The following is a 10,013-nucleotide window of genomic DNA, read 5'->3' as shown; positions in this document are numbered from 1 at the left end:
ATTTGGCATATTCAAGTTTTTGTTGTGCACTGAGTGTTACTTTTGATTTTCTGGTCATAGTGATACCTTTTGGGTTTAGCTCATTTTACGCTATAAACCTGTCCAGTTTCATTAGACCATTACACTTTACAGTATCGTCGAGACAGCGAAAGCCAACGGCCTTATCCTTTACGACTACATGGTCAAGTGCATGCAGGAGTTAGCGAAAGCTGAACCTGATATCGATGCACTCCTGTCTTGGAACTTCAAACACTAACAATATCGCCCCGTGGGATCATGGGGCGCATACTCTTTTTCTGGTCATGACGCCAACTTGTTGAACTAACATTTGTAAAACTCACGCTCAATAAATGTGCCAATTACCTTGTCATGTATTTCTTCAGATTTAGAGAAACCAATGGTTTTGCGATTTAGCCGTTTTAATCGCGTTCTCAATGTTAGATTTTGCCGTTCTATACGTTGAGTAAAAAACTTCCCGGTAATGTGCTTTTCTGCTGGAAGGTTTGAGGCGTAAACCTTGAAGTCATCAGTACAGAAGAAGTTGATTGTAAATGGTTTTAGGAGCATCAATAGAGCTTGAAATGTTTCTTCACTGCGACGACCAAAAGTATGGGCGATGATCCGATTAAACCTTGGTTCCCAAGCATACCAAAGCCAACGTTGGTTCTTTTTGTTTTGAACAAATGATCATTGCTCATCGACCTCACAGATAAGCTCAATTCTAGCATTATCAAACGGGACTGTAGTTACTTGTCTTGGTTGGAGTTTTTTAGTGTTCTCAATACGGTATTAAATCCCACTTTCAGCACTCTGGCAGTATCACGTAGACCTGCGTTATTCATGGCCATATCTACAATTTGTTCTTTCACACCAGGATGATAATAATGTGTAGCTTAAAACCGAAAAACCAACCTATTGTCCCTTTACCGCGTTTCGCAACACCATCAAAACACGATGTCTTGGTATCCTAATGTTATGACAAACTTTTATTGATGTTGAATCGACAAAAGCTATCCCTGTTGGCTTTCCTTTTAATGAGCTGAAGTAGCTACAAAGTGGAACAAGTACTGTTGGCATCAATTCCAGAAAGCGAGTGTAACTCAATAGATTAGGGAAATAGTTACGCCAGTATCTTGCAACAAAACCAGTGTAGAAGTTCTTGAAATCACGGTGATTTGACTGATGAAAGCAGATAACTATGGTCATAATTTCGCTTGTCGACATTCGAGAAGCACGTTTACGCTTTGCTAGTCCCATCAGCTAGTTGAAGCTTCTCCCACTCAGGAATGAAAACTGAACAAAAATCATCGACATCACAAAAAACATCAACTAGCTTATCCATAAAGCCCACCATGTTTGTGTTCAAATCGTTTTTAGTCGAAGGATCTGATCGCAAGGTGGGCTTTTAGTTCATTTTTTATCCCGAGCTCAGGTTAAGGAATATTGAAATTCCTTACCATGAAGGTAATAACGCAGATACATCATGATAATATCCGATGGATAATGTCGACCTGAAAAGTTAAGTCCCATATTAATAATGCTCCGTTATTGTAACGTTGCATTATCAAAATATCGCTTTGCGTCGTCAACTTTGCGACAGAACCAAATTAGCCGCCAAATGAACCCATTTTTGATACTAATGAACCCAAGCCATTAAAGCGTTTATCATAGTATTCTACTAACCAATTAGTGATTAGATTATCGCTATGGCTAGAACCTGAGTCTGGACTTGAACTTATAATACTGTTGAAGTTAATATCACTAGTTTCTTCTTGTGGTACTCCGATTCCCATCATAGAGAGACCAAATAGATATTCGTCCACAGTGACAGATTCGCGTGACTCATCCTTCAATATATATTCATACATAGGCGTTGGTTGTGCATTGTGGGATAGGTTATAGACGTTGTTCGCATATTCCATAATTCTTCCAATGCGTCCTGAATCTGGATTGTTATCTTCCACGTTTAATTCCTGTTGATAAAATGGGATTGTCAGTTTTTGATATGCGTCTATCGAAATATAGTTGAAGGTTGTAGTAATATCACCATTGCTATGATAATCCCAAACATAACTAATTTTTGGTGTATATGAGTAGTTCTGGAGTGGTTTTTTAACTGGTGGTGCAGGACATGCAGAGCATTGTCCAGAACTTATGGCATATGTTTTTACCTCTTGGAAGTTTGTGTTTTCTTGATCGGTATAAGTGATAACAAATGTACCGATTGGAGAACCAATAGAGGGGTCATCAAAATCAATACCATCAAGAGGTGATAAGGCAGCAGCGATGGTGTTATAGAGACTACCGAGAATGCTAGCGGTAGCATGCATTGCATCAATACGCTGTTGATTTTTATGTATCATAGATATAAGTTTAGTGCCAATCCTGAACTTATTAACTACTGTGGCGCGACCATGTTCATCTCTTTCAGCGACGACAAGAACCCATTTTCCTGACATTGGGAATGTGGGTGACTCTGCTTTGGCACTAAGTGAGTATGTTTCTGCAATCTGATCTTTGGTACCGGTTACACGTTCACGCCCTTGGCTAAATAGCATTATGGCCTTTAAACGTTTTCTCCCATTAACATTTTCATACTTAAAATAATGAGAACCAACAATTGAATTGTAGATAGTATCTCCATCGTTTCCACTATCAGTGCTTTTGAATAGCATATTGACAGCAGATAGTTCGTCACTATTGTAGGAGAATTTGTATGACATCTCATTTGGCATTACATTTCCAAAGATGTCTGCTCCTTTAGGCTTTACGATTATTTCATCTTGAGTCCAACTATTTGATGCAAAAGCATTAATACATGCTGAAGACAACAGTATAGCTATGGTAACTTTTTTAATAGAAAACTTCATACTATAACTCCTTAAGTTGTTTTTATGAGGCTCTTCGCATACGACTAGCAAAAAGGTTTGGTTGTGCCACAAAGTTATTACGAAATACAAATGTACTGATTTCCAGATATAATTAGGCTGGAACATAGGCCTGTTTCGCTTGGGAGACGTCAACATCTACAACTTTGCCTGCTGGCGCATAAGAGCCTGCTGTTATGATTAGGTGGTCGAAGGTACCGATGGTTTCGAAGTAGTGGTACACCGATTGTTCTTCACTGATGTCTAATCCTGTTTTGCGACTGGCAACGTATACGATGGAGCCTTCACTCTCTAGTTGTTGCCCCAATGCCTGATGTGCCACCTAATACGACGTAAGACGTTTTCTCCGCTGTCATAACTTGTTTCTCTAATGTCGTTTTTATGAAGCTAGTATATTAAATTGAGTGAATGTGACAATTAGGTAATATTCGAATTCACTTTTCACTTCAGCCGGAATAATAAAGCTAAAGGAGAGGCCGTGGACAAGTTTTCTAATATGACGATGTTTGCCTGTATCGTTAAGAATAAAGGGTTAGCAGCAGGTAGAGAGTTAGGTTTATCTCGGATTTGTTGCCTAATTCAGCGTAAGAGCGAATGCTAGCTAAATCGTGCGTATTTTAAACAATATACTGAGTTTCGGGCATACCTATCCCAGTTAGCTTGTTGAGTGCTTTGATCATGGCGTAGGTCTCACCAACTTGTGCGTTGTAATTTCGAAGCTTGAGTGAAGCTCCTAGTAGTTGTTTTACACGATACATAGCGGTCTCCGACAATGAACGCTTATGGTATCCATACTTCTGTTTCCATTTTTTGTTCGAGCCATAGAGCTTTTGGCAGCCAACTGCCATATTGCGTGGATGCCCTTTTTCCCAGAAAGCTGCACCCTGATTAGAGGTATCGCTTTCTTAACCCTAATCGCCCTGTGACACACTCTTGTATCGTATGCACCATCTCCCGAGATTTCCTTGATAGTTCGGCGTGTTTGCTTGAGTAGATTGGGGAGTACTTCCGCATCTGTCACACCTGATAGTGTTAGCTCAGCGGCGATAATTTCGTGTGTATCTGTATCAACCGCAAGATGGTGTTTACGCCAGACTCGACGCTTGTCATCGGTTCCATGTTTTTTCACTTTCCATTCACCCTCACCGTGTACCTTGAGACCAGTTGCATCGATGGCTAGGTGTTGGATAGCGCCTCGTGTTGAGGTTTTGAAATTAACCTCAACATCCTTAGCTCGGCGACTTATACAGGTATAGTGAGGGCAAACCAATGGGACGTTCGCCAATCTAAAAACAGAGTCGATAAAGCCTTGTAGCGCCCTTAATGGTAAGGAAAAGATGCGCTTTACCATGAGAGCCGTCGTGATAGCGAGATCACTAAACATCCTTGGTCTGCCACGTCTTTCCTGTTTTGGTTGTTTCCACTCAGTTATGGCCTCCTCGTCAATCCAGAACGTCAGTGAACCTCTGTTGATCAAGGAGTTATTGTACTGCTTCCAGTTAGTTGTGTTGTAACGAGGTTTAGGCATGAGGCTACGATGATTGATGGGTGTAGCCGATCAGATCGTAGTTTCTTGATTTAGTTCCATCGATTTATGCAACAAAGCCGTACGAAGTAGGAACTTACCCCCGTAATACAACATGGGGACTCACAACGAACAGTACTAGAAGAATGGATAAGTTTCAGTAGGGGAAAAACTCATTAACAGGATGGGAATGAGTAAAAGGCCTAAGCAACTTTGGGGCACTTTCGAGTTAGAAAGTGCTATGGGCAAAAACTCAGCCTATGAAGGTTTTGGACATAAAGTTAGTGCGGTTACTTTATCTTATCGCTTTGCTAAGTGGGCTTTGAACTCGGGTTCTAAGAAGGTTCGAAACCATTGATGAGCGGGATCGTGATGATGCTTTGCGTGCCAAAGTAAATAGTATTTATGCGCAGGCAAATCAAATGGCAGTGGCTTTATGCAAAGAGCACGCTGCTTGGCATATTGTTCAACTAAGTGGCGTGGTGCGGTAATGATGCTGTCGGTTCGACATAGGGTTTCTAGGGCTGATGGAAAAGAAGGCAGTTTGGCAAAAACACGTCGCTCTATCGAGTGAGACGATGTGGCGAGATCCACTTGGCGGTGGCGTTCGCTAATGCCGTTGACCAAAATATGTTTGGCATTCAAATAGTCTTCAACCGATATTGAACGATGACGAAATGGATGTTGGTCTCGACACACGATGACGTAGTGATCTTGGCCGATTTCTTTTCCATAGAGATTTTCTGGGATCTCTTCCGCCGTGACGGCGACTAAGTCAATCTCTTGCGCAGCGAGTTCTTTAAGCTGTTCTTCTTGCCATAACACGCAACTGATATTGGCGTTGGGTGTTTGTTCTTCTAGCTTTTCACACAGTAACGGCAATATTTCCGGTGCAAAAAATGGGGTTAACGCCAGCGAAAATTGGCGTTGGCACTGTGTAGGATCGAATTCTGCCGAAAGATAAAGTGAATCAATTTGCCTTAGTAGTTGCGGCAATTGCTGTTTAAGGCTTTTGGCCCGTTCGGTTAGGAGGTATTGATTCCCTTCTCGGATCAAAATCGGATCTTGGAAGGCCTCACGGATCTGGCCTAACGTTTTACTCATGGACGACTGGGTGACATTGAGCGCTCGCGCTGAGTCGGTCAAATTTCGGGTCGTGAGCAATGAGTCCAATGCGGGCAGCAATTTGTAATTATTCACTGGTTTTGGTCGCCATCTTTTTAGTTATTGAACCGTTATAGCACAGCAAACCAAGGTAAATCAGCACAGGCATGAAAAAAATTCACACTTGTGTGTCGTTTTATCAATTATGGAAATGTTCTTGAGTTGGCTATGATGGCTTTAACAAAATAGAACAGCCGAGTTACTCGGAGAGTATCAATTAGAATTGGAAGGGTAGTATGTCTTGTGTCGTTGAACCGTTAACCGCTCAGTATGATGAAAATGTTAGACAAATCATCGAGCAAGTTGGAGCAGAGTTTGGGGCCGTTGGTGAAGGGTATGGGCCGTCTGACCCAGAAGTGCTCTGCATGAGTCAGCATTATGGAAACGAAAGTAAAAGCCTCTATTTGGTGGCCCTATTGGATGGGAAAGTTGTCGGCGGTTGTGGTTTAGCGTCATTTAATAGCAGCCCAGATGTGTGTGAGCTGAAAAAACTGTTCATTTTGCCTGAAGGACGAGGGCATGGACTAGGTAAAAGAATGGCCATCGCGTGTTTAGACTATGCTCGTACTCAAGGTTATCAAAGCTGTTACTTAGACACATTAACCTCAATGAAAGTGGCAGTTCGTCTATACGAAAACTTAGGCTTTGACCACTTAGATGCGCCGTTAGCTGACACCTTGCATAATAGCTGTGATGTGTGGATGCTTAAGTCGCTGGTGGAATAGCAAGTAAAACGTGAAGCACGAGCCGAATCGTTTGGTAATTAGACCATCAATATCCCCTCGGTATTGCTCCAATTACCGTGTGTAAATAAGCCCGCGTTTGCGGGTTTATTTTTAGTTTCAATATCAACAAGGTAGTACTTTGTACGCTCATCATCACTTAAATGTGTCATTTTAAAATCTTCCTCCTTTATAATACGAACAATAATCATACAAGTTGCATATCGATTTGTATAGAAAGCAGGCTAGGATTAGTGATGTATCCCCCTTCCTGATAAATTTCAGTAGGGGAAACTCGTATTGATAGGATATGTATGAGCAAAAGCACTAACGAACAAAGGGGCTGAAACGAAGATGGACAGATTCGATTTTAATTCTTCATTTGATGGGCTTTAAGTCGTTCGCTTAACTCCCATAAAGCTATTCGATTTGAATCATACTTGAGAAGTTCGCTCGCCTCAGTTGCGTTACACCAACGGAATTCAGTGTGTTCCGAAGATAACTGTGGCTCCCCCGAAACCTGCACTGAGAATGAGTATTCTGGTATCACATAAGGGTGATCGCTCCATTTTTCATGACCAGAATAAAACACTCTAGGTAACATGCACATAGAATCAAGTTGAACCCAGTCACTACCTGTTAACGACGTCTCTTCATACAATTCTCTTTTTGCGGCATCGAACAAAGACTCTTGATCTTCTCCACCACCAGAAATTGCCTGCCATTCACCATTGTCTGTACGGCAAGCAATCAAGAAGATAGGTTCTGAAATTTTAAATTTATATGGAAATATCAGAACCTGAAATGGTGCTCTCACTGCGTTGGTTCCACTGTTGTTGCGAATCAATAGATACTACAACCATTAGGAAAAGTTAGGCAATTCTCAGATTACATTATTCTCGGTTTTATTGCGCAAACGCGGAAAGGGGCAGAAACGAGTTGATCATGAATGACTGCAAATGGCACATATGCGACTGTCAGATTTGATTGAGTCCTGTTAATCGAATCTGACAGATCAAGTTAAGACTTATTCACTTTTATCTGACGCGACCAATAAATTTAAGACCACCTTCTTTCGAAGATGGTGCTGTTATTGCAAATTGATTAGAGATTGAAATTTACTTTAAATATTTAACACTTTCGGTAAATTTCGTGTTCCATATCGTGAACATTAACACTTAAGCTGTCTGATTCTCGGCAGTATATTTTTAAACAGTCTAACAACTGCTCGCTGAGTTGTTGCTTTTGTTTAATCGTACGTCCTTGCATAATGTGTGCGCTAATATGGATAAAACCTTCCTTACCATCGCCCAATTGATAATGTGTATAGGCTATAGCGCGAGTTTTGATCGTTGCTAATTCAAACAAGCCACTGTTAAACGTTGCTTGATGAATTTTTTCAACCAATACCTGCGGTAATACCGGTAAATCTTCAGAATGTTCAATGATGATATGTGGCATGTTATCTATTTGCTCCCCTAAAAACGATATGTGAAACCTAAGCTGGTTTGAAACTGATTGAGTATATCACCATCAAAATGCCACAAGCATTGCTTGTTTTCGTCTGTTGGTAATGCACATGAAACGTTACTGGCATTATTGACGATTGTTACAAGCCAGTATAAAGACTCAGTGAATAACCAGCTAACGCACTCTGACTTACTAACAGTAAGCACAGTAAAACAAATACTTTTTTCATGGTGTCGTGCTCGTTGTTGTGATTAATTTAAGTTAGTATTGAAACATAGCTGAATATTAAATGTAAGCCACGAATCGTTTACCCCTACATGGAGCAAGTAATATATGAAACCTATAATGATAGGCGTATTGACAGGTTTATTGATCACCTTAGCGGGCTGCTCTGATGATGTTGCATCAGTTAGTTTGGGATTATTTACCACTAAAGATATTAAAGTTAACTCGCAACAAGACCCTCTAGTAAAAGGCGTAACCTGTCATATTAGCCATATCGAAGCGAACTTAGATTTTGCTGATCCTTCTGATATGTCTATTTCGTGTCGCCAAACTGGACCAATTACTGCCGACCAATTACAAGCGATTGACCGTAGTAAGTCGGGTGAGGTGGTATTTAAATCATCAAAAAGTATTTTATTTAAATCATTAAAAGTGCGTCGAATTTATGATGCGCAAACGCGAACTCTGTTATATCTGTCGTATTCAACTAAAGAGTCAACCGGCAGTCATCATCATGCGTTATCCACTGTGCCATTGTATAACACCCAAGCATGGGCATGGGCACAAGAGCAAGAATAAGCAAAAGAGCAAACTATGTTAGCGTTATTTAAAAGCAAACCTTTATTAGATGAACAAGAGCAGCAATGGCTGATTGATACTTTTGTGTGGGCGGTGGAAAATTTTGACAGCGATTATTTCATTAATAACTCGCAATTAGTTTTGCCAAACCACCAATGCTTTCCCGATGCGGTTTCAAGCATTGAAGAAATGGCCAGTAAAGTGTTTGAGCGAGTGGTTGGCTATGCGGGGCTGCAAGCTTGGCCAATTACGCTGGTGGCTCCACAGCAATTGCAGCCGCAAGTATTTCCTCATTTTGCTTTTAGTAATCAGTTACGTGGTGATAATAGCCAATTAATTGTGCCGCCAAGCCATACGGTTAATGTGTCATTTAATCCAAATCAAATTAATCAGCCACAAGATTTAGTGGCCAGCTTTGCCGGTACTTTAGCGACAATTATGATCCACCATGTGGGCGTGTTACCACCAGGCGGTAAAGAGTTTTTACCACAAGCCGCCGATGCCGTGGCATGTTTTTTAGGTTTTGGGGTAATGATGAGCAATACGGTGTATCAGTTTAAAGGGGGCTGTGGCTCGTGTTACAACCCCTATGCGAACAGGCAAGCTGCACTTAGTGAACCGCAAACCTTATTTATGCATGCCCTTATTTGCCACTTTAAAGGCTATAAAGATTCTAAAAAGCATTTAAAGCCGCACTTACGCAGCCAATTCAAAAAGGCGCAAAAAGAAATAAAAGCCTTAGTTAATAGTACTGCTAATCCGTTGTTGTTAGCGCTTGATGATAAAAAAGCGGGGTAATCGTGGCTTATTTAGATGAGTTTTTATTGATTGCACTGGCACACTTTTTTGCTGTAGCAAGCCCTGGCCCAGATTTTGCCATTGTGCTTAAACAAAGTGTTCAGCAGGGGCGTCGTAATGCATTGTGGACCAGCTTTGGGGTAGGCCTGGCTATTTTATTACATGTTAGTTATTGCTTACTCGGGGTTGCGGTTTTATTAACGCAATCGCCAAACGTATTTATGGCATTAAAATTTTTAGCGGGTGCATACTTGGCCTACATTGGTGTGCAAGCGCTTAGAAGTGCTAGACCGGCGCCAGCGCAGCAAGAAACTGTTCTTCAATCTCAAGGTGTTGAATCCAGTTGGATTGCATTTCGTCGCGGCTTTTTAACCAATGCGTTAAACCCAAAAGCCACGTTATTTTTTATGTCGTTGTTTACTTTAGTGATCAGCCAGTCAACGCCATTAATTGTGCAAGCAGGCTATGGGCTGTATATGGCATTGGCAACGTGGGCGTGGTTTTCGTTTCTATCCTTGGTGCTATCAAAGCCTAGTGTTCGCGGTTTTTTTCAAAAAAGTGGCTATTGGTTTGACCGTGGTATTGGCGTGATTTTGATCGCTCTAGCAATAAGAATTGTAGTGTAAGTGTTGTTTTAACAGA

At 41.2% G+C, this 10,013-nt stretch carries 10 protein-coding genes and 4 pseudogenes; 5 read left to right on the top strand and 9 right to left on the bottom strand.

The features are described 5' to 3' along the window. Nucleotides 1-124: 124 nt before the first annotated feature. Nucleotides 125-256, top strand: a pseudogene (locus H5154_RS02145) (transposase domain-containing protein); the annotation flags it as partial. 65 nt (nt 257-321) lie between these two features. On the opposite strand, the pseudogene H5154_RS02140 reads toward H5154_RS02145, so the two are convergent. The 6 genes and pseudogenes from H5154_RS02140 to H5154_RS02115 all read right to left on the bottom strand — a co-directional run. Next, a pseudogene (locus tag H5154_RS02140) lies at nt 322-875 on the bottom strand (IS1 family transposase); the annotation flags it as partial. Nucleotides 876-877: 2 nt separating this feature from the next. Further along, nucleotides 878-1,342: pseudogene (locus H5154_RS02135) on the bottom strand (transposase); the annotation flags it as partial. Between the two features lie 265 nt (nt 1,343-1,607). Next, nucleotides 1,608-2,870 (bottom strand): hypothetical protein, encoded by a 1,263-nt coding sequence (locus H5154_RS02130; protein ID WP_038898430.1) that lies wholly within the window; start codon nt 2,868-2,870, stop codon nt 1,608-1,610. A gap of 112 nt (nt 2,871-2,982) precedes the next feature. Continuing rightward, nucleotides 2,983-3,195, bottom strand: a complete 213-nt coding sequence (locus tag H5154_RS02125) for a hypothetical protein (RefSeq protein ID WP_220493354.1) — start codon at nt 3,193-3,195, stop codon at nt 2,983-2,985. 310 nt (nt 3,196-3,505) lie between these two features. Then, nucleotides 3,506-4,416: pseudogene (locus H5154_RS02120) on the bottom strand (IS5 family transposase). A gap of 297 nt (nt 4,417-4,713) precedes the next feature. Further along, the gene (locus H5154_RS02115; RefSeq protein ID WP_182717227.1) at nt 4,714-5,613 is read right to left on the bottom strand and encodes a LysR family transcriptional regulator; all 900 of its coding nucleotides are present in this window, start codon (nt 5,611-5,613) and stop codon (nt 4,714-4,716) included. 200 nt (nt 5,614-5,813) lie between these two features. On the opposite strand from H5154_RS02115, the gene H5154_RS02110 reads away from it, so the two are divergent. Further along, the gene (locus H5154_RS02110; RefSeq protein WP_064626658.1) at nt 5,814-6,302 is read left to right on the top strand and encodes a GNAT family N-acetyltransferase; all 489 of its coding nucleotides are present in this window, start codon (nt 5,814-5,816) and stop codon (nt 6,300-6,302) included. Between the two features lie 38 nt (nt 6,303-6,340). On the opposite strand, the gene H5154_RS23545 is transcribed toward H5154_RS02110, so the two are convergent. The 3 genes from H5154_RS23545 to H5154_RS02100 form a co-directional block, all read right to left on the bottom strand. Beyond that, complete coding sequence (locus H5154_RS23545; protein WP_259398433.1) at nt 6,341-6,472, bottom strand: hypothetical protein; 132 nt, start codon at nt 6,470-6,472, stop codon at nt 6,341-6,343. 197 nt (nt 6,473-6,669) lie between these two features. Continuing rightward, nucleotides 6,670-7,116 carry an NUDIX pyrophosphatase gene (locus H5154_RS02105; RefSeq protein WP_114867254.1) on the bottom strand — a complete coding sequence of 149 codons (447 nt, stop codon included), beginning with the start codon at nt 7,114-7,116 and terminating at the stop codon, nt 6,670-6,672. A 314-nt stretch (nt 7,117-7,430) separates the two neighbouring features. Beyond that, on the bottom strand, nt 7,431-7,760 hold the full coding sequence (locus H5154_RS02100) for a 5-carboxymethyl-2-hydroxymuconate Delta-isomerase (RefSeq protein ID WP_149983139.1): 330 nt from the start codon (nt 7,758-7,760) through the stop codon (nt 7,431-7,433). A 342-nt stretch (nt 7,761-8,102) separates the two neighbouring features. Here H5154_RS02100 and H5154_RS02095 point away from each other — a divergent pair, with 342 nt between their 5' ends. Genes H5154_RS02095 through H5154_RS02085 form a run of 3 tightly spaced genes read left to right on the top strand, consistent with a single transcriptional unit; the run spans nt 8,103 to nt 9,997 of the window. Continuing rightward, a complete protein-coding gene (locus tag H5154_RS02095) occupies nt 8,103-8,573 on the top strand; it encodes a CreA family protein (RefSeq protein ID WP_182717226.1) in 471 nt (156 codons plus the stop codon). A 15-nt stretch (nt 8,574-8,588) separates the two neighbouring features. Then, nucleotides 8,589-9,371: a hypothetical protein gene (locus H5154_RS02090; RefSeq protein ID WP_145234763.1), complete on the top strand. Its 783-nt coding sequence runs from the start codon at nt 8,589-8,591 to the stop codon at nt 9,369-9,371. Nucleotides 9,372-9,373: 2 nt separating this feature from the next. Then, nucleotides 9,374-9,997, top strand: coding sequence for a LysE family transporter (locus tag H5154_RS02085; RefSeq protein WP_182717225.1), 624 nt, complete (start codon nt 9,374-9,376; stop codon nt 9,995-9,997). The last annotated feature ends 16 nt before the right edge of the window (nt 9,998-10,013 follow it).

The sequence above is a fragment of the Pseudoalteromonas sp. SR44-5 genome (assembly GCF_014163675.1).
Lineage (GTDB): Bacteria > Pseudomonadota > Gammaproteobacteria > Enterobacterales > Alteromonadaceae > Pseudoalteromonas > Pseudoalteromonas rhizosphaerae.
This window is presented reverse-complemented; position numbering and strand designations above follow the sequence as displayed.